This is a genomic window from Butyrivibrio sp. VCB2006 (assembly GCF_000420945.1).
Lineage (GTDB): Bacteria > Bacillota > Clostridia > Lachnospirales > Lachnospiraceae > Butyrivibrio.
This window is the reverse complement of the sequence record NZ_ATVX01000016.1, coordinates 72,595-93,325: the sequence shown is the minus strand read 5'-3', so window position 1 is coordinate 93,325 and position 20,731 is coordinate 72,595. Positions and strand designations below refer to the sequence as shown.

The 20,731-nt window shown below is 41.5% G+C and carries 13 protein-coding genes and 1 pseudogene; 13 read left to right on the top strand and 1 reads right to left on the bottom strand.

From position 1 onward, the window contains the following. From G613_RS0114185 to G613_RS0114155, 7 genes and pseudogenes are all read left to right on the top strand, one after another. Positions 1–1,388 (top strand): annotated as a pseudogene (locus G613_RS0114185) (hypothetical protein); the annotation flags it as partial. 114 nt (positions 1,389–1,502) lie between these two features. Continuing rightward, positions 1,503–2,498: an SGNH/GDSL hydrolase family protein gene (locus G613_RS0114180; RefSeq protein WP_029233249.1), complete on the top strand. Its 996-nt coding sequence runs from the start codon at positions 1,503–1,505 to the stop codon at positions 2,496–2,498. A gap of 135 nt (positions 2,499–2,633) precedes the next feature. Further along, a complete protein-coding gene (locus G613_RS18805) occupies positions 2,634–4,502 on the top strand; it encodes a sensor domain-containing diguanylate cyclase (RefSeq protein WP_029233248.1) in 1,869 nt (622 codons plus the stop codon). A 112-nt stretch (positions 4,503–4,614) separates the two neighbouring features. Next, a complete protein-coding gene (locus G613_RS0114170; protein WP_029233247.1) occupies positions 4,615–5,604 on the top strand; it encodes a LacI family DNA-binding transcriptional regulator in 990 nt (329 codons plus the stop codon). Between the two features lie 104 nt (positions 5,605–5,708). Further along, positions 5,709–8,018, top strand: a complete 2,310-nt coding sequence (locus tag G613_RS0114165) for a glycogen/starch/alpha-glucan phosphorylase (RefSeq protein WP_029233246.1) — start codon at positions 5,709–5,711, stop codon at positions 8,016–8,018. Between the two features lie 153 nt (positions 8,019–8,171). Continuing rightward, complete coding sequence (locus G613_RS0114160; protein WP_029233245.1) at positions 8,172–10,190, top strand: methyl-accepting chemotaxis protein; 2,019 nt, start codon at positions 8,172–8,174, stop codon at positions 10,188–10,190. A gap of 102 nt (positions 10,191–10,292) precedes the next feature. After that, on the top strand, positions 10,293–11,300 hold the full coding sequence (locus G613_RS0114155) for a substrate-binding domain-containing protein (RefSeq protein WP_081647907.1): 1,008 nt from the start codon (positions 10,293–10,295) through the stop codon (positions 11,298–11,300). Positions 11,301–11,357: 57 nt separating this feature from the next. Here G613_RS0114155 and G613_RS0114150 read toward each other — a convergent pair whose 3' ends face one another. Further along, entirely contained in the window at positions 11,358–11,960 is a 603-nt protein-coding gene (locus G613_RS0114150) for a TetR/AcrR family transcriptional regulator (protein ID WP_029233243.1), read from the bottom strand. Between the two features lie 285 nt (positions 11,961–12,245). Between G613_RS0114150 and G613_RS0114145 the strand changes: the two genes are divergently transcribed. The 6 genes from G613_RS0114145 to G613_RS0114120 all read left to right on the top strand — a co-directional run bounded on the left by G613_RS0114145 (position 12,246) and on the right by G613_RS0114120 (position 20,675). Then, a complete protein-coding gene (locus tag G613_RS0114145) occupies positions 12,246–14,372 on the top strand; it encodes an efflux RND transporter permease subunit (RefSeq protein ID WP_029233242.1) in 2,127 nt (708 codons plus the stop codon). Between the two features lie 56 nt (positions 14,373–14,428). Beyond that, positions 14,429–17,776: a hypothetical protein gene (locus G613_RS18800; protein WP_029233241.1), complete on the top strand. Its 3,348-nt coding sequence runs from the start codon at positions 14,429–14,431 to the stop codon at positions 17,774–17,776. A gap of 194 nt (positions 17,777–17,970) precedes the next feature. After that, positions 17,971–18,129, top strand: a complete 159-nt coding sequence (locus tag G613_RS19590; RefSeq protein ID WP_155828098.1) for a hypothetical protein — start codon at positions 17,971–17,973, stop codon at positions 18,127–18,129. A gap of 236 nt (positions 18,130–18,365) precedes the next feature. After that, complete coding sequence (locus tag G613_RS0114130; RefSeq protein WP_029233240.1) at positions 18,366–18,716, top strand: BlaI/MecI/CopY family transcriptional regulator; 351 nt, start codon at positions 18,366–18,368, stop codon at positions 18,714–18,716. A 32-nt stretch (positions 18,717–18,748) separates the two neighbouring features. Beyond that, positions 18,749–20,392 (top strand): M56 family metallopeptidase, encoded by a 1,644-nt coding sequence (locus G613_RS18795; RefSeq protein WP_029233239.1) that lies wholly within the window; start codon positions 18,749–18,751, stop codon positions 20,390–20,392. A 34-nt stretch (positions 20,393–20,426) separates the two neighbouring features. Continuing rightward, entirely contained in the window at positions 20,427–20,675 is a 249-nt protein-coding gene (locus G613_RS0114120) for a hypothetical protein (protein WP_029233238.1), read from the top strand. The last annotated feature ends 56 nt before the right edge of the window (positions 20,676–20,731 follow it).

The window sequence follows — 20,731 nt, the reverse complement described above, 5'->3', positions numbered from 1 at the left end:
TGGATGCGATGATGGCAGCAATGGCAGCGGCAGAGGCAGCACCAGTAGAGGCAGCACCTGTAGAGGCAGCACCAGTAGAGGCAGCACCTGTAGTAGAAGAGGCACCTGTAGTAGAAGAGACACCTCCTGTAGAGATGCCAGCAGATATTCCAATGGATGCATTGGTAGATGCACCGCCTGCAGAGGAAGCCCCTGCAGCAGAGACAGCAGGAGATGTTGATGCGGCTATGGCAGCGATGGCGGCAGCAGAGGCAGCACCAGCACCAGTTGAAGCAGCGCCGGTAGTAGAAGCAGCACCGGCAGAAACAGCACCTTTAGTAGAAGAGGCACCTGCAGTAGAAATGCCAGCAGATATACCTATGGATGCGTTGGTAGATGCACCGCCTGCAGAAGAAGCCCCGGCAGAAGAGGCTCCTGTAGATATGGATGCGATGATGGCAGCAATGGCAGCAGCTGAAGCAGCTCCAGCCGAAGAAGTGCCTGTAGCAGAGGAAGTGCCTGTAGCAGAGGAAGCACCTGTAGCAGAAGAAACTCCTGTAGCAGAAGCTCCTGTAGAAATTCCTGCAGAAGAGCAGGAAATCCTTGTAGTAATGCCAACAGAAGAAATACCAACAGAAGAAATCCCTACAGAAGCAGCACCTGTAGAAGAAATGCCTGTAGAAGAAATGCCTGTAGAAGAAATGCCTGTAGAAGAGGTACCGACTGTGGAAATTCCACCTGAAGCAGATATTGATCCTGTTATGGCAGCAATGATTGCGGCAGGAGATGCACCAATGCCTGAAACACCTGCGGAGAACCTTGATGCTATTCTTAATGCAGAGGTTGAGGCACTGACAGAACCTTCACCGGAAGAAATGCCAGCAATGGAGGAACCAGTACTTGCAGAAGAAATGCCAGCAATGGAGGAACCAGTACTTGCAGAAGAAATGCCAGCAATGGAGGAACCTGTACTTGCAGAAGAAATGCCAGCAATGGAGGAGCCTGTACTTACAGAAGAAACACCTGTAATTGAAGAGACTGCTCTTACAGAAGATATTCCGGCTATGGAAGATACCGAGCAGATTCCAGTGGAATTTGATATGGCAAAGGCATCAGATGCAATATCAGGCGCAGTAGAAGATATCAAGAGCTTCCTTGATGGCGAGGATTATGAATACACAGAGGTAAGAACAGCCCAGAAGACACTGGTTCTTTTGAAGACTGAGGATGGAAACTCAATGGCCATCGTATATGAAGACGGAGAGTTCACCTCACTTGAATCAAGCTATGATAAGGACGGCAAGACAAGCTACGGCGACATTATGAATGTTTTCGTAAAAGAAATTATTAAGACCGGCGGCTGCAGCGGAATTAACCGTCATAAGGGATCCAAAGTTGTTGCCAAATAAGGATTATTTCAATTAGAATGAAATAGGCTACTACTTATCGTAAGTAGTAGCCTGTTTTTTTGATATCTAATTTAAGAAGTCTTGGGCGATTCTTGACTGTACGTGGAGGAGATAATGAAAAAGAGAGTATTACCAATCATATTAACAATACTAATGGTGGTTGTATGCTGGAAAACGGCATCAATGGTGTACTATGCGGCAGAACCTTCTATGAGTTCATCTGCAGAAATATCAGTTGAAGCTGCCAGTGAATTTTCAGTAGATGTAAAAACTATTGTAGATAATAGTAATGAGGACAAACCTAAAATAGATAAGAGCAGTGAAGACAAATCCGCAGAAAAAGCTAATAAAGAAGAAAAAGCTTCTTCCTCAGACAGCTCAGCATCGGAAACCACCAGTAAAATAGACGATACTGAAAATACAGAAGATGCTAAAAATGAAGACCTTGCAGATACCGGATCATCAAAAGAATCTGCAGCGAAAGAGTCATCCTCAGAATCAAAAGAAACTATCATATTTTTTGATGAATCAGGTAATACAGAAACTCTTGCAGAAGTTCCGCAGACTTCCGCACCCCGAACAGTAGACTACGGCCGCATTATTTTTACAGGCGATTCACGAACTGTAGATATGTTTTACAGTGACAGAAATGAAATTTGGGGTGAGTCCCACGATGGAATTCCTGTATTTTGCAGAGATGCCTGCCAAAGTGACTATATGATGAACGCGGTTAATTCATACGGATGGGATAATTTCGATACTCTTGTAACCTGGATGGGATGCAATGATTACGGTAATTTCAGTCCCTATGAATCCTTTTACAACAGTCTTTTGGCTAACGGCAAGCAGATAGTAGTGTGCACGGTTGGCCCAACTGACAACAATACTCTTGCCAATGATTTTGACAGGGAATATTACACTAACGAAAGGCAGCAGGCCTACAACAGTGCACTTATAAACTGGGCTTCAAACAACGGCGTTAAGGTTATTGACCTATACTCTTATATTGCCGGAAACGGAAATCTATATATCAGTCCGGAGGACGGTATTCACTACCATCCGCAGCCTACCACTGAGATTTGGAACTACATTTTGAGCTCCCTTCGCTGATGGCAGAGATACGTTGGACCAATCATTGTTTAATCATTTTTTAACAAAAAAATAATCGCTTTTCAATAAACAACATCTCTTTTGCACTTATAATAATGGTAATGCACGTAATTGTCATGATTAGAATGGGTGATTATGGGAAAGAGATTTCGTTTCATTAGAAGGCAAATTAAGAAAGCAGGACCAAGGACAGTTATTCTGTTGATAATTGTCCCTTTGTTGTTCTGCTTTTTTGCTTTGTTTGCGGTGGATAATTACTTGAAAATCCGCTATGAGATGATACATGTAGAAGATGCCATGAAGGCAGCGGAATTGTCTAAAGAATTCGATGACTATCTTGATAAGGTAGAAATGTTGGTAGTTACGTCTGCTGAAGGTGTCGAGTATCTTGTGGACCAGGGTGCAGACCATGATACCATTCACAAGTATCTGGAAATACAGTCAGCAGATCGCTCAAATGTAGTTATGGAGGATACAGACGGCCTCTATGGATATATAGACGGTGAGTATAACGATGGTTATAACTGGACTCCTTATGAGGGCTATGATCCTACACAGAGGATATGGTACAAAGAAGCTGTTGATGCAGACGGCAATATTGTTATGGTTGAGCCCTATGTAGATGCCAGAACAAAGGCTTTGATTGTCACGGTTACCAAAGCGCTTGAGAGTGGCACTGATGTGGTTGCCGCGGATATTGATCTTAGCGGTTTTCAGAGACTAACCAATACTTTGGCAGATAATTACAATGATCATGACATTATGGTCATGGATGCCAAAGGCAACGTTATAGCATGTTCAGTAAAAGGTGAAGCAGGGCTTAATTACCAAACAGATGATAAACAGAGTAGAAGAGATTTCTATGCAAGCTGGCAAAAAAGTAATCAGAGCTACTTTGTAACCACCATAGAAGGCGAAAAATATCTTATTTCACTGCAGGATATCAAATATGGATGGACTGCATTTACTATTACCAATGTGAACATATTGTTCAAAACACTGGGACACTTTGCAATTCTGAGTGTTATAGTGATAGCTCTTTTAACGATTTTTATCATAGCGCTGATCATTTTGATGGCTGGAAGACTTATTAAAGCCCAGGATGACTATGAGAGCCTGGAAGCTATGGCCAATATCTATATCACACTTTATAAGATAGATATGGAAGAAGATTCCTTTGAACAGCTCTTTTGCCATGAATATAAAGTGGCGGCCGTTGTAGGAGAAAAGCGAACCGAAGCAGCACGGATCATATGGGATGCCATGAGAGAGGTGACTGAGCAGAGGAATCTGGAGGAAGTTCTGGAATTTACTGATCTAAAGACCCTTAATGAGAGAATGAAGGGAAAAGAAACAATCTCCATTGAGTTCCTGAATTATGAGCACCTATGGTTTAGAGGAAGATTTGTAGCGGTTGAAAGGAACAAGGATGGCTCTCTTAAGACTGCTCTGTGGGCTGTTGAGATGATTGATGATGAAAAGAGATACAGAGACAGATTGCAGTATCTGGCTGAAACAGATCAGCTTACGGGAATAAATAACCGCGGCAGTGGCGAGAAAAAAATCAGAAAGCTTATGCGTGTTGGCAAAGGTGGCATGTTCATTTTGTTCGATGCGGATAAGTTTAAGAGCATAAATGATACCTTTGGTCATGATGCCGGCGACTGTGTGCTTGTAGCAATTGCCGATACCATGAAGCATTCCTTCAGGGAAAGAGATATAGTTATGCGTCTTGGAGGCGATGAGTTTGCAGTATTTGCACCGGGAGTTCTTGGAAAAGAAGATGGCGATCCGATTATCAGAAGATTTATAGAGGCTATTGAGAAAATAAATCTCGAAGAAATAAAAGGTAGGCAAATCAGCATAAGCTTAGGCGTGGCATTCTATCAGCCTGATGATACCTTCTCTTTCGAAAATCTGTATAAGCGTGCTGATGACTGTACTTATGAGAGTAAAAAAATTCCGGGCTGCGCAGTAACATATTTTACTAAGTGGTATGAGTGAACAATTCTTAATAGACAAATGCCGCCTATGATTGTAAGATAGAAGTGTTCGGAAAACGCTTTCCGAAAATATGACCTGTTATAAATGACAGTGCAGATAATGTGAGGGAAAAATGGTTTCAATAAAAGACGTAGCCAGAGAAGCGGGGGTTGCCATCTCTACCGTCTCTAAGGTCTTGAATAATTATCCTAATGTGAGTGAATCAACCAGGAAAAAGGTTAACGAGGTTGTGGATAGACTGGGGTTTGTGCCCAATGCTGTGGCAGCAACACTGTCATCCAAGAAAACAGGAAGAGTGGCGCTGCTTCTTAAGCTCAATTTGGATACTTCAGCCAGTGACGAAATTAACATGCAATATATTTCCGGAGCAGTGCACAAGGCCAAAGAGCTCCAGATGGATGTGATCACTGTTTTTCATTCCATGATAGAAGACATGACAGTGGATGAAGTAACAAACTACTTTGAGTCTCAGGGAATCAGGGGAATCATCATCTGTGGCCTCACCACTAAGGATAGGGTACTGCATAAACTTATAGACAGTGGCAGGTTCAAGATCGTAGTAATCGATGCACCTATGGTGAATGAGACCACCTCCTGTGTGGGTGTTGATCAAAAGAAAGCACAATATGATATAGCCAAGAAGACAATCACAGAGAATAAATGCAAAAAGATATTGTATCTGGCAGGTGAAGAAAATGGCTATATAACAGCAGAAAGGCTTGAAGGAATCAAGAAGCTCTGCACAGAAAAGAAGCTTAAGTTAACCGTAAGAAATGGTAATTTCTCTGAGCTGAGAGCCAGGGAACTTACAATGCGTTATTCCAAGAATAATGACTGCGTAGTATGCGCTTCTGACCTTATGGCCATCGGAGCCATGAAGGCACTTATAGATATGGACATTTTCCGTCCGGTCTGTGGCTTTGACGGTATCATCCTGATGGGATATGTAGGAAAACAGATGAATACTGTCAAACAGGATTTTGTACAGATTTCTGAGAGAGCAATTGAAGAACTGAACAGACTTCTATCGGGAGAAAAGGGGAGAAACGTCAAGATGCCGCACGAATTGGTACGAATTAAGTACGAAGATATTATTGTGTAAAAAAGTACTTGCGGAAAACGTTTTCCTGTGATAAGGTATTAACATCGATTAAAGAAAACGTTTTCCAAAACATATACAGTTAAGTAACGAGAGGAGAAACAAACATGTCAAAGCACACAAACATGCAACGCGACGTACTGGTACTTAACCTTGAGGAGCAGCTTGAGGGAATTGCCCAGGAGAAATACGGCAAGTCACTTAAGGAGTGCACAGATCGTGAAACATACTTTGTACTTCTTGATATGACAACACGTCTTATGGACGTAGCAGAAGTTTATAACGGGGAGAAAAAGGTTTACTACATTTCTATGGAATTCCTCATTGGTAAGCTTCTTTCCAATAACCTTATCAATTTGAGAGTATATGACAGAGTTAAGGCAATCCTTGAGAAGAACGGCAAGTCTCTTGCACAGATCGAAGAGTGCGAGCCAGAGCCATCTCTTGGTAATGGCGGTCTTGGAAGACTTGCAGCATGCTTCCTTGATTCAATAGCAACACTTGGACTTGCAGGTGAAGGAATCGGTCTTAATTATCACTTTGGTCTTTTTAAGCAGGTGTTCAAGGATCATCTTCAGAATGCTGAGAAGAATGACTGGATCGAGGAACAGTCCTGGCTTGAGAAGACAGATACAACCTTCGAAGTATCTTTTGGCGACAAGAAGGTAGTATCACGTCTCTACAACATGGACGTTGTGGGCTATGATACAGGAGTTAATAAGCTTCGTCTTTTTGATATTGAATCAATTGATGAGAGCCTTGTTAAGAAGGGCATCGATTTTGACAAAACCAAAATTGACAAGAATCTTACTCTTTTCCTCTATCCGGATGACTCAGATGAGGCAGGAAATCTTCTTAGAATTTATCAGGAGTACTTCCTTGTATCCAATGCGGCACAGCTCATCTTGAGAGAACAGAAAGAGCGTCAGTATGACCTTCACGAACTCAATAACCATGCAGTTATTCAGATCAACGATACACATCCTACAATGATCATTCCTGAGCTTATCAGAATTCTTGTTGAGGAAAAGGCATTCTCTATGGATGATGCCATTGATGTAGTTAGCAAGACTTGTGCTTATACTAACCACACAATCCTTGCAGAGGCTCTTGAAACATGGCCTCTTAAGTATCTTGAGAAGGTTGTTCCTCAGCTTGTTCCTTACATCAAGGAGCTTGATAAGAGAATCCGCGCTAAGTACAAGAACCCTAAGGTTCAGATCATCGATAAGGACAAGAAGGTGCACATGGCATTTATTGACATTCACTATGGTTTCTCAATAAATGGTGTTGCAGCTATCCATACAGACATCCTTAAAGACAGTGAGCTCAACGACTTCTACAAGCTCTATCCGGAGAAGTTTAACAATAAGACCAACGGCATCACCTTCCGTAGATGGCTTCTTTCATGTAACCATCCACTGGCCGATTTCCTCTCTCAGACAATCGGAGATGGCTTCAAGAAGGATGCTAATAAGCTTGAGAAGCTCCTTGAGCACATTGATGACCAGGAAGTTCTTGATCAGCTCGAGGCTATCAAGATGGGCAAGAAAAAAGAACTTGCTGCTTACCTTAAGGAGCATGAGAACGTAGAAGTTGATCCTGATTCTATCTTTGATATTCAGGTTAAGAGACTTCACGAGTACAAGAGACAGCAGATGAATGCTCTTTACATCATTCATAAATATCTTGAGATCAAGGGCGGCAAGAAGCCAGCAAGACCTCTTACATTTATCTTTGGTGCCAAGGCAGCTCCTGCATACGTAATTGCTAAGGATATCATTCATCTTCTTCTTGTTCTTCAGGAAATCATCAACAACGATCCTGATGTTAACAAGTATATGAAGGTTATCATGGTTGAGAACTACAACGTAAGCTATGCTGAGAAGCTTATCCCTGCATGTGATGTATCTGAGCAGATTTCACTTGCATCCAAGGAAGCATCAGGAACAAGTAACATGAAGTTCATGTTAAACGGCGCTGTTACTCTTGGAACAGATGATGGTGCTAATGTTGAGATCCATGAGCTTGTAGGTGATGACAATATCTACATCTTTGGTGTTAAGGCTGATGAAGTTATTGAGCATTACAAGAAGGCTGACTATGTATCCAAGGATTACTACAAGAAGAGCAAGGTTATCAAGGAAGCAGTAGATTTCATCGTCAGCAAGGAGTGCCTCAAGGTTGGTCACAAGGAGAACCTTGAAAGGCTTTACAATGAGCTCCTTAATAAGGACTGGTTCATGACTCTTATCGATCTTGAGAGCTACATTGCCAAGAAGGATGAGATCTTTGCAGATTATGAGAAGCGCGATAAGTGGAAGAAGATGATGCTCACTAACATTGCCAAGGCTGGATATTTCTCATCAGACCGTACTATTGCTGAGTACAACCGCGATATCTGGCACTTGAATTGATATAATTATTCTTAAAAAATAGTGAAATAATACGAAATTGTGATTATTATTCACGGTATAATGATATAATTATTGCACATTGGAAGAGTTTTTGCTTCTCCAATGTGCAATTTTTGTGCGAAAATGCACCTTTATCATTCCCGGAGGGTAGAAATGAATAATAATGGATCAGCAAAAGGAAAAGAATCTGTTGTACGAAAAAAGAACAAGAAGATCAGTTCTAAGCTCTTAATGTACATCTTACCTGTTGTCATTATAACAGTGCTTATTCTTGTGAATATAGCTGCTACTTTATCCAAGAACAGAATGTCAGAGATGGCTACTGAGACTTTGGAATCTTCTATTTCTAACCAGTCTGATAATATTGAATCCTGGCTTGATGAGAACCTGCGCTATTTTAATACGGTCAAGCATACTTTGGAAAGCCAGGGAATAGAAGAGGCAGATTATGAGTCTTTCCTTGATACATATTATGGTTATAATTCAAACTCTCCCAAAGGCTTTTATATTGGAACTGCAAGTGGCAGATTCTATAAGGCCAAGGATGCTGACATGGATGAAAAAGATGTTCTTGGAAGCACCTGGTATAAGCAGGGTATTTCTAGGGTTCAGATGGCCTATGGAACAGCCTATACAAATGCTGAGGGCGAAACAGTTATAAGTGCTACAGGTATCATAGATGATGGTTCTGATGAGATCAAGGTAATAGGTGCTGACGTTTCCCTTAACAAGATCAGTATCATTGTTAACTCCGGCGTTAAGATGAATAAGGCAAGCTCCTTCCTTGTTGATACTAATGATTACAAGATCCTTGCACACAGAGATTTTAATATAGTTAATACCACTCTTTCAGAGAGTACTTCAGATACTCTTTTGGCAGGCGCAGCTAAATCTATTTCAAGCGGTGACCTTTCAAGTAAAGAAATAGGTGATTACGTTGTTGCTTTTGACGAGGTACAGGGAACTGATTGGGTTCTTGTATCCTATATTCCGACTAACGTTATCATGAGTACAGTATCGCAGATTGGAATGCTCCTCTTTGTGGTTGGTGGAGTAGCAATAATTCTCATCACAATTCTGATCCTGTTTGTTGTTAAAAAGGTTATTGCACCTCTTTCGAATATTTCTAACAATATTTCTGCCATGTCTGAGGGTGACTTTACGATTGAAGTTGATTCATCAAGTGATGATGAGATTGGCGTAATGGGAAGTAAAGTATCAGACTTTGTAAACAGCATGAGAAAGATGCTTGCAAGTATCAGTGAAGAATCAGATAAGCTCCAGTCCGAATCTGATAATTCCGACATGGTATCAAGAACAATGTTTGAAGCATCACAGTCTCAGGCAGAAGCAATGCAGCAGCTGAACGAGACTGTAGATCAGCTTGCAACAGCTGTCAATGATATTGCCCAGAACGCTACAGTCCTTGCTCAGGTAGTTGCTGATACCAGAGATAACAGTGAAAAAGCTGATGAGAGCATGAAGGAAACTGTTGGAATATCCCAGAAGGGCAGAGATGACATGGAGAAACTAAATGTTGCCATGGAAGGTATCGCCCAGTCCAATGAAAAGCTTGTAGAGTCAATCAATAAGGTTGGTACTGCATCAGAAGAAATCACTAATATTGTCGGCATGATCGGTGAAATTGCAGAAGAGACAAATCTCTTATCACTTAATGCAAGCATAGAGGCAGCAAGAGCCGGCGAAGCAGGTAAGGGCTTTGCTGTTGTTGCCACACAGATTGGTAAGCTGGCACAGACGTCAGCTGAAAGTGCCCAGAATATTTCTAATCTTATCGAGGAAGTGCATAAACTGATTGAAGACGCGGTTGAGCAGGCTCACGAAAGCGCTGACAATATCAAGGAAAACAGCGAACTTATAGGTGTAGCGGTAGATACTTTTGACCGCATTTATAACAATATTCAGGAGTCTAATGGCCTGATCGAAGCCATGATAACTGATATAGAAAAGGTTGACGACGTAGCAACAAATGTTGCCGCTATTTCCGAGGAACAGGCAGCAAGTGCTGATGAAATCCTTGCTACATCAGAGAATATGGTTGAAATGGCTAACAATATCACAAAGAGCAGCCAGGATGTGGCTGATAATTCCCACGAACTTGCGGGAACTTCTCAGACACTTACATCCTATGTACAGAAGTTCAAGATCTAAGAAGCGTATTTGATTTGGACTATTTATGGAAACATAGTTACCGTGACACGATGCAAGCAGGAGCAACTACGTGTCATGTCCATTAACTCAGGAGGTTAGGTAATGGGTAATAACCATATGATCAGGAAAATAACTACATGTCTTTTAACTGCTGTATTAGTAGGGAGCAGTATAATAGGATGTTCATCAAATACAGCTTCATCCGGAGGCGGTGGATCAGCCGGCAGTTCCAAGATACTTTTTATGATGACAGATGTAGAGGATAACTACAGAGCAACGCTTACAGATGCCATCATGGCTGCTGCAAAGAGCCAGGGAGTTGCAATTGATTATGTAGAAACAGGCGGAAATGCAGAAACTGAGGCAAATCTTATTACAAGTGCCAAAGCTTCGGGATATACAGCCATTATCCTAAGACCCGGAGATGCCAGTACTGCACTTCAGATGAATGTTGCTTCCAATGATCTGCCAATTGTATATGTCAACAATCAGCCTTCGGATTCGCACCTAGAAGGCAGCAAGTATATATTTGTTGGTTCCGATGAGTATCAGGCCGGGCAGTATCAGGCAGAATATGTCCTCAAACAACTCGGAAATCCCAAGACACTTGACGTTATTATTTTTGAGGGAGAAATCGGACATTCAGGAACTATTGGAAGAACCAAATCGGTAAAAGAGACACTTAGAGCAAACGGGTGCGCTGCTAATTATGTATTTGTGGATACGGCTAACTGGTCTGATGTAGAGGCCAGAAGCAAGTTCGCTATATTCATGAAAACTGGCCAGAATGTTGATGCTATCTTCTGTAATAATGATACTATGGCTCTGGGAGCAGTTCAGGGGCTTAAGGATTTTGGACTGGACTACAGCAAGATTCCTGTAGCCGGAGTTGATGCTACAGCAGATGGCTGTGCTTCTATCCTGGCAGGAGAAATGGCTTTCACAGTTCTTCAGGATGCCAAGGGACAGGGAGCAGCAGCGGTTGAAGCAGCCAAGGTCCTTGGAAGCGGTGGAGACCTCAGCAGCGTGGAAGGTGCATCTGAAGATAAAAAATATGTATGGGTTCCATTTTCACCTGTTGATAAATCAAATGCAGCATCAATAAATTAAGTAAAAAAATTAAGCAAAACGGGCGTGACACGATTTGTGTCACGCCCGATATTTGTTTTATTCCATCGTAAACTGCTTTATGATGCTTCTTGCTGTTCGTTCTAGGTGAGGTTTCAGCTCTTTTAGAGAAATCGGATCGTTGTACATGATGGAACTGTAACCTGTGGATCCAACAAGCTCGATTATCATGAAGAGCATGATCTCGGCATCAGAAAACTTAAGGCCGGATTCCTCCACCATCTTACGATAAATTTCACCAAAATCTACGTCCTCACTGCTCATTGGGGTGGTGAGGGCTTTTTTGAATACTGCCCAGGAAAGGTCTTTATATATGAAGGCAAGAAGTCCTTTGTTAGCTTCAAGTTCGTCCAGAACATAATCCATAATAAAGATAAGTCTGTCTTCAAAATTCTCTATATTTTTTTCCTGAAGAGCATTGTAAGCCTGCATGAACAGCTGACTGGATTTGTGGGCAATCAGTCTGTTTCTTATATCATATTTGTCTTTGAAATAAAGGTAGAAGGTGCCCTTGGCAACTCCTGCCTTATTTACTATGTCCTGAATGGAGGTCTTGTTTATTCCCTGTGAAGTGAATAGCTCAAAGGAAGTATTAAGAAGACTCTCCATCTTAAGTTTCTTATTTTGGTCCGCTTTTCCCATTTTGATTTCCTTATCCGTTCCGGATGAAATTATAATTCATGTTTTATCCGCTTTAATTGTAACACATGCAGTAAATTATTGCCTTATAAGATATTGGATGAACGCATTTGCGTCAGATATAGTATTTTATTTCACTCGGAAACTTTTAAATTGTAAAAATTTTCTAAAAATATTGACCAACGGTCATTTATATGTTATACCATACATAGAAAATGACCAACGGTCAATAATAAATTTCAAAAATTTATCTGACCGTGGATAAATTATTTCAGAGGAGGAAGAGTTATGAATAAGCTTTCACATTTAATTGTAAAGCTAAGGTATGTGATTCTGATTGTTGCGTTCGCACTCCTTATTCCGTCAGCAATTGGATACTTCAACACAAGAGTTAATTACGACATCCTGACATATCTGCCGGGAGACATCGAGACCATGAAGGGACAGGACATTCTGCTTGATCAGTTTGGAACCGGTGCATTCGTCCTTTATGTGGCAGAAGGTATGGATGAGAAGACAGTATCAGGCCTCAAGGCAGAAATAGAGAAGGTAGATCATGTTGCTGATGTTATCTGGTATGACTCTGTTATGGATATCTCAGTTCCTATGGAGATGCTTCCAGACAAGGTTTATGAGGCCTTTAACAGCGATAACGCCACAATGATGTTTATAGTTTTTGATGAGGGTACTTCTTCAGACGGTACTATGCAGGCCATCGAGGATATCAGAAAGGTATCCAACAAGCAGTGCTTCATGGCTGGTATGAGCGCCATCGTTACAGATACCAAGAACATGGCAGAAAAAGAGACACCTATTTATGTAGGTATTGCAGTACTTCTTGCGGTTATAGTTCTTTCACTGACAATGGATTCTTACCTTATCCCATTGTTCTTCATTCTAAGTATAGGAATGGCAATTGTTTACAACATGGGAACCAACGTATTTAAAGGTGAGATTTCCTTTATTACACAGTCACTTAGTGCTGTCCTTCAGCTGGGTGTTACATTGGACTATTCAATCTTCTTGTGGCACAGCTATCAGGAGGAACTTGCACAGAATGATGATAAAAAGGACGCTATGGCAAAAGCCATCTCAGCGACCTTCACTTCAGTAATAGGAAGTTCAATCACAACAATTGCCGGATTCATAGCTCTTTGCTTCATGAGCTTCACACTGGGCCTTGACCTGGGAGTTGTTATGGCAAAGGGTGTTGTATTTGGAGTTATCGGTTGTGTAACAATCCTTCCAAGTATGATCCTTGTTTTCGACAATCTTATTGAGAAGACCAAACATAAGCCGCTTATGCCGGAGTTTGTTAAGATACCGCAGTTTGTATCCAAGCACTATTTAGTATTCTTTGCAATTTTCCTGGCGCTTATATTTCCGGCAGTATACGGAAACAACCATACAAGCGTTTATTACGATTTGACACAGACTCTTCCTGATACCCTTGAGAGCGTTCAGGGAGCCAATAAGGTTGATGAAGAGTTCGATATGAACTCAGCATATATGCTTCTTGTGGATAAGAATCTTGATACAGCACAGATGAATCAGATGATCCACGAACTTGAGAATACAGACGGAATTCTTTCAGTACTTGGTACAGATTCATTACTTGGACCAAGCTTCCCAAGAGAGTTTATTCCGGAAGATCTTCTTTCAGATCTTGAGAGTGACGAATGGAAGATGGTTCTTTTAACAACAGATTATAAGATTGCCTCCGATGAGATTAACAATCAGATCACATCAGTAGATAAGATTGTTAAGAAATATGACCCTAAGGCAATGGTTGTTGGTGAAGCTCCTTGTACCAAGGATCTTATCAATATCACAAACCATGATTTCCAGGTAGTCAATGCGGTTTCAATCGGACTTGTATTCCTGATCATCGCATTTGTACTTAAATCAGTATCACTTCCATTTATCCTGGTTTCAGTTATTGAGTTTGCGATTTTTGTAAACATGGGTCTTCCATATTACACACAGACAACGATTCCTTTCATTTCATCTGTCGTAATCGGAACAATCCAGCTGGGAGCTACAGTTGACTACGCTATCCTCATGACAACAAGATACCTCAATGAGAGGAATGCAGGTCATGACAAGAAAGAATCTGTGCTTATAACTCTTACAACCTGTATGAAGTCAGTAATAGTAAGTGCTCTTTCATTCTTTGCAGCAACCTTTGGTGTAGGACTTATTTCCAGCATTGATATGATCGGTTCACTGTGTAACCTGATGGCGAGAGGCGCGATTATCAGTATGTTCACTGTTATCCTTGTACTTCCTGCTATGTACATGATCTTTGACGGATTGATCATGAGAACAACATTCGGCATGAATAAGGATGTGTTAAGGCCTCATGGCGGCGATGGACATCATCATCATCACCATCACATTCACAAAGTAGCTTGAGAATAAGAATTAAATTATTGTAAATAGAATGGCCACGGGCCGGAAAAGAGGAGAGTATGGTTAAGAAGAATCTTTTAAGATCAATTTCAGTAATAATGGCATGCATGATGGCTGTTATGACAGTAGCATGTGGCTCCAATTCAGCAAGTACAGAATCTGCATCAGCAGTAGTAGAAACTGCTCAGGAACAGCAGCTTGAGAATACTCTTATGACAAGAGCATCAAATGCAATGTCGTCAGAGGAGGCCGGTAAGGTAGAAACTGTATATGTTACAGCTAATGCCAGCGGTGCAGTTAACAACGTAATAGTAAGTGAGTGGCTCAAGAATGCAAATGCTTCTACAGAGCTTTCCGATACATCAGAACTTAAGGATATCGTAAATGTTAAGGGATCTGAGACCTTCACAGAAAACGGCGACGGAACTCTGACCTGGGATGCAGAAGGATCAGATATCTACTACCAGGGAACTACAGACAAAGAGCTTCCTGTTGATATGAAGATCACATACACATTAGATGGAAAAGAAATTGAACCTGAGGAACTTGCAGGCAAGTCCGGAAGAGTTACAATCCGTTTTGAATATGACAACAAGGCTAAGCAGACAGTAGATGTAGACGGCAAGGACATCGAGGTTTATACACCATTTGCTATGGTTTCAGGCATGATGTTGGATGCTGACAAGTTTTCAAATGTAGAAATCTCAAATGGTAAGATCATCTCTGATGGAGGCAACTACATTGTTATGGGTGTAGCTCTTCCGGGCTTGAAAGAGTCTCTTAACATCTCAGATGATAAGTGGGATGAACTTGAAGATTCAGAAGAGATTCAGGAAAAGCTTTCAAACGCTTTTGAGATCACAGCTGATACAACAGACTTTGAACTTGGTATGACAATCACTATGGCAAGTTCAGATATTCTTTCAGACTTTGGCGCAGCAGACCTTACAGACTCAGATAAGATTGATGAGCTCAAGGACGATATGAATGAGCTTAACGATGGTTCCAATAAGCTTGTAGACGGAGCAGGAGAACTTAAGGACGGCACAGGTAAGCTCTACGATGGTACTACAGAGCTTTATGATGGCACATCACAGCTTTACGATGGAACCAAGGACCTCAAGGACGGAACAGGAAGGCTTGTAGATGGAACAGGCAAACTTGCTGACGGAGCAGGAAAGCTTGTAGATGGAGCAGGACAGCTTGCTGACGGTGTAAATACACTTAAGGACGGTACCGGTAAGCTCTATGACGGAACAGGAAGTCTCTATGACGGCGTTGTAGCATATACTGATGGAGTTTCCAAGGTTAATGACGGTGCGGCTCAGCTTGCTCAGGGAACAGGTAAGCTTAAGGATGGTTCTAAGGATGCTGTTACAGGTGTTGAGACACTTAAGGGTGGAGCAGATAAACTTACTGAGGGTTCCAAAACACTTTACAGTGGTTTGGCTGATGCCGGTCTGAAAATCAGCGGTGCCAGCAAAGTGCTTGCTATGAAGGGTACTCTTGTTAATGAGTATGCGCAGTACTCTGCTGCTTACATGTACCTGACAGATCAGGGTGGAACATATGAGGCTTGTGCAGACCTCCTTAAAACATTATCCAACGGAGAAATTGCAAATAAAGAAACAGCTGAACAGATGAAGGCAATCGGCCTTCCATATGTAACTGTCACAGCTCCTGTAATGGTTGTTTCACAGCAGGATAACGGAGATGAGAATGAAACAACAGTTACAGGCGGAACAATTGATGCGCCTGAATCAGAAGATGCTGCAGGTTCCGGCAGCACAGAGCAAGATACACAGCAGCCAGAAGAAAACGGTGGGGATCCTGCAGGCGACGGACATCAGGAGGAAGAGACCTCTCCTGAAAACAAGCCGGCAGATAATCAGGAAAATCCTGAAAATAGAGAGTCAGAAAATAACGACCAGGCATCAGAGGATAGCAGTAAGTCAGAAGAAAACCAGGAAATAGCCAAGGGATCAGAAGGAAATGGAGAGTCTGAAGGAAGTAAAGAATCATCAGGTAGCTCTGAAACTACAGTTACAGAGGAACAGCTTGCAGCATTCCTTGGAACAGAACAGGGCAAAGTAGCAGCTGTTAAGTGCGTTCTTGGTGACCAGGCTCTTCTTGGACAGATCCTTGCAGACCCTAGTGTTCAGTCAGCTCTTTTAAATAATGAGGAGCTTATGGGGCAGATGTTATCCAATCCTGCAGTACTTGCCAAGATTACCGGAAATTCAGATATCCTTGCTAAGCTTCTTGGTGATGAGAAGGTTTTGGATATGATAACATCCAACGAAGCTGTAATGACTAAGCTTATGAGCGATGAAAAAGTCCTTAATAAGATTATGTCAAATGAGGCTATTCTTGCAAAACTTATGAGTGATGAAAAAGTTGTCGGAATGATCACTTCAAATAAGGCTCTTATGAGCAAGATTTTAAGTGATAAGAACCTTATGAACAGTCTTATTCAGGATCCTGAAGTTATAAAGATGATCCTTGGTGACAAAGAACTTCTTAGCAATGTCCTTTCAAATGAGCAGTCAATGGCCCTTCTCCTTTCTAATAAAGAGGCTATGGCTCTGATCATGGCAAATGAGGAAGTTAAGGCCATGGTTATGAATAGCGATGATATGAAGCTGTATTCAAAAGGCCTTGCAGCATACGCACAGCTTGTTGGCGTTACAGGTGCTGTTAATACAACTCTTGGAAATCTTCTTGTTCAGCTCAATAATTTGCAGCTTGATGAGAACTCTATTAATCAGTTTGCAGCTGCTGTAGAAGGTGCAAAACAGTTATCCGAAGGTAATGCAGCGCTTTCAGCAGGTCTTGATCAGCTTCTTGTAGGAACAAAGAAACTTAGTGCAGGAATCGGTCAGCTTGACGAAGGAGCAGCTTCTCTTGCAAATGGTACCAAGACTCTTAATGCTAACAGCGGTGCTCTTAGAGACGGTGCAAGCCAGTTAAAGAGCGGAGCAGGCCAGCTTAACGATGGTGCAGGCCAGCTTAAGGATGGTGCTGATAAGCTTAAGGATGGAACAGTAACTCTTAAGGATGGAACCGATGAACTTAACAGCGGAGCAGCAGAGCTGAATGACGGCGCAGGTAAGCTCATGGATGGTGCAAAAGAGCTCTATGACGGAGCAGGCGAGCTTAACGACGGCGCTAAGAAGCTTGATGATGGTGTACAGGAACTCCTTGATGGTATATGCAAGTTCGACGAAGAAGGCATCAAGAAGATTTACGAGGCATTTGACGGAGATCTTACTGAGTTTGCTGATAAGATGACAGCTATTCAGGAAGCCGGAGCAAGCTATACATCATTCGGTGGAGCAAATGCTGATGAGAAGTGCAGTGTTAAATTCATTATCAAGACAGAAGGCGTAAAAGCAGAAAATATCTAAGAAAGTAACTTAGAAAATAACTAATGTTTTCTATTCACAATTAATTCACATATTTTTGTGCATTTTCACATTGCCACTGATGGATTAATCGGTTACGATATTAAGCGCTAGCGTTGTTAGACAGTGATGATACTTAATTTGTAGTGATGTTTTTCTTACATCGGGTCCGGGGGGGATTTGTTGGAGGTAATGTAATGGGCGAATGGAAACAGGCCTTTGATCGAATAATGGATCAATTATATAATCATCCTGAAGAGATGAGAGCAAGACTTCTTGCTAAATATGACACACAAAATGCTAAGTCTGAATCAAGACCTCAGACAGCAATCGAAATGCTTCGCAGCATGAGATAATAGTTTTTAATAGTATATAAGAGCTTAAGGTGATATATCCGCCTTAAGCTCTTTTTTGATGTAAAAAAAGCAGTTTAAAAAATATTACTAAATATGTAACATTTTCCTTGACAGATTGGTCTATAGGCTATAAACTAAAAATACAAAGTCTACACGTTGTAGACCATGCGCAAAATATTTTATCTAAATAATGGCAACCGATACCTATAACCATTAGTAAGACACGAGGTAGGAATATGGCCGTAGAATTTGGCGAAGTACAAATGAAATTTGCTGAGTTGATCTGGGATAATGAGCCTGTTGCATCCGGAGAACTGGTAAGGCTCTGCGCAGAGAAGTTCGATTGGAAGAAGTCCACAACCTATACAGTTTTAAAAAAGCTTTGTGATAAGGGAATGTTCCAGAATGTGGACGGTGTAGTTACCTCCAGGATTTCCAAGGATGAGTTCTATACCAAAAAGAGCGAGGACTTTGTTAATGAGGCTTTCGGAGGATCACTGCCGGCATTTTTGGCTGCTTTTACCTCCAGACAGAAACTCTCTGACAAAGAGATAGAAGAGATTAGAAAGATTATAGACGGAAAATAATGCTGATGATTTAATCGGCAAAGGGTGATTATATGGGGTATTTATTTATAAAGGTTCTGGGAATGAGCATAGCTGCGCTTGTTCTTATGATAGCCGTGATAATTGTCAGAATCCCGCTTAAAAGGGCTCCTAAGTGGTTTATGGGAGCGCTGTGGGCTATTGTGGCGCTGCGGCTTATTGTACCGGTCCAGTTTGAATCGGGACTTGGATTTATGCCAAATTTTGGAAGTGCTGTAGAACAGTTTTTTGCTGACGGGGACACAAAAAATGAAGAAATGACAGTATCCGGAACTGCTTTCGATTCTTCAGCAGATACACAGGTAGCTTACGTAACTGACGCTTATAAGAGTGAAACAACAGCAGTAGAGAAAAACAGTGAGAACAAAAAACATCAGGGAAGTATCATGGTTCTCGAGATAATTTGGCTCATTGGTATGCTTGCAGTTCTTGGGTATTCAGGGTATAGCTTTTTTAAAATCTGGCGGAAAACCAGGGCTTCTATCAGGTACAACTCAAGTGAAAGAGTGTATGTGTGTGATGATGTGGAAAGCCCCTTTGTCTTTGGGCTTCTTAGACCTACGATTTATCTGCCCTCAGGACTTGATCTTGATACTATCAATAATGTCCTTGCCCATGAGACAGCACATCTTAAGAGACTTGATCACATAAGAAAACAGCTGGGATTTATTCTGGTTGCTATTCACTGGTTTAATCCTCTTGTATGGGTATCATTTGTTTTGTTTAGCAGAGATATTGAGCTTGCTTGCGATGAGAGAGTAATCAGGGACATGTCTTTAGATGAAAAGAAATCCTATGCCAAGTCCCTTCTCTCCTGCAGTACAGGCAGAAGGCTTGCTGTTGGCTACCCGGTAGCTTTTGGCGAAGTTGGGGTCGGCACCAGAGTCAAGCAGATCTTTAATTACAAAAAGACGACCTATTACCTTGTAGCCATGCTGGTTATCCTATGTGGTTCGCTTTCCATATGCTCTTTTACAAGGGCTGCAGATAAGGTAGAGGTAGCCCTGATTCCGCTGGAGTCTTTGAAGGATGAAGCAGAGTATAAGGCTTCCAAGGAAGTAGAAATCAGAGGCTCTGATTTATACTTGCAGGAAAATATCAAAGGTATTACCTATACCGGAGAAGACTACGATGATTACGTTGAAGAGGATGAACAGGGAGTCATTAACCTTCCATACACAAACGGAAATGAGAGGACAGCTGCAAATATGCCATATTCTCCCGGCAAAGAGGAAGTTAAGACTCTTCAGGAAAAAAATGATTCCGTTAACGTGACTGTTGTGCAAACATCAGGAACGGATGCTCTTCATAACAATGATTCCGTCAATGTGGAAGTAAGCGACAATTCTGTAAACGTAAGTGTTAATGAAGGAAATGACAGCGTAGAAGTTTCTGTTTCAGAACCGGCAGATACATCTGCCAATAGGGTATATAATCCTGAGAATAATTCAAACAGCGGTTCAGATTATTATGGGGAAACATCATATATAGCTGACACTTTGACAGCAGTGGATGGAGTAATAGCTGCGTCAGATGAGCTTGTTAATGATGTGGTAGGAGAGGCCTTGAATGAGGCGGCAGATATTGGAGGAGAAGTTACAGATATAGCATCATATAGTATTGGAATAGTAGACGGTTTACTTGGAGGTTTTCACTAACAGATAGTATGTTTTGACAACAAGGAGAAAAGCTATGGTAAATAAAAAGAATATGGCTATTTACGCCGCGGCAAATGCAGCAGGCGTTTCGGAACAGGAAATGAGAGATACTATTATAACTACTCAGGATGGTTTTTTTGAGATTAGTTTTTCTACTGAATGGATGATCTACGATATCTTTGTAGATGAGGTCACCATGCATGTTTTGGGAATAGATTACAGACCTGTTCCCGTCAATGATTTACTTGCTCAGTTACCTGAATCACGACAAAACGCTTCGTGACCAGGTTTCATACTTCATACGTCCACTCCATATACATCCCCTTAAGGATGTAAAAA